Source organism: Autumnicola psychrophila (assembly GCF_031846645.1).
In the GTDB taxonomy this organism is placed as follows: Bacteria; Bacteroidota; Bacteroidia; order Flavobacteriales; family Flavobacteriaceae; genus Autumnicola; species Autumnicola psychrophila.
Genome location: NZ_JAVRHN010000034.1, coordinates 1 through 690 on the forward strand (window position 1 = coordinate 1; position 690 = coordinate 690).

Annotated in this window: 1 protein-coding gene and 1 pseudogene; both read left to right on the forward strand. The window is 38.7% G+C overall.

What is annotated here, in order from left to right:
• Positions 1–199: pseudogene (locus RM541_RS17380) on the forward strand (transposase); the annotation flags it as partial.
• Between the two features lie 8 nt (positions 200–207).
• On the forward strand, positions 208–690 hold a 483-nt coding region (locus RM541_RS17385), incomplete at its 3' end, for a DDE-type integrase/transposase/recombinase (protein WP_311501400.1).

A 690-nucleotide genomic window follows, 5' to 3' on the forward strand; every position in this document is an offset into this window, starting at 1 on the left:
GAAAGATAGCAGTCAGAAAAAGATGAAAGAAATGGAAGCCAGGATCCAGGAGCTGGAAGCGGCTTTGGGCCGTAAACAGATCCAGGTAGATTATTTCGAGAAAATGATCGAATTGGCTAAGACTGAGCTTGATATCGACATTAAAAAAAACTACAGCACCCCACAATCAACTGGTTCAGGGAAAACAAAGAAAAAATAAGTTATTCTATGAACCAGCTCTACGAAAGTGTCGGGATCAGCAAACAAGCAGTACACCAGTATGCCCGAAGGCAAGCTGCTTTTGATAATCGGTTGATGCAGTTAATGTCTGAAGCAGATGACCTTCGAAGAGTTCATCCTGGTTGTGGGGTGGAGAAAATGTATAGTATTTTAAAACCAGATTTTATTGGAAGAGATCGTTTTGTTGCTACTTTTATGCAACTGGGCTACCGTTTGAAAAGAAAGAAAAATTACAGGCGTACCACGATTGCAGGAAAAATCTACTATCCAAATGCCATTAAAGGAATGAAGATCAATGCCCCTTCGGTGGTATGGCAATCAGATATTACCTACTACAGGATTGGTGATAAATTTTATTATGTGGTCTTTATAATTGATGTTTATACCAAGAGAATAGTAGGTTACCAGGTATCAGATAACATGCGGGGAACAGCTAATGTAAAAGCACTAAAAATGGCTTTAAAAGAAAAT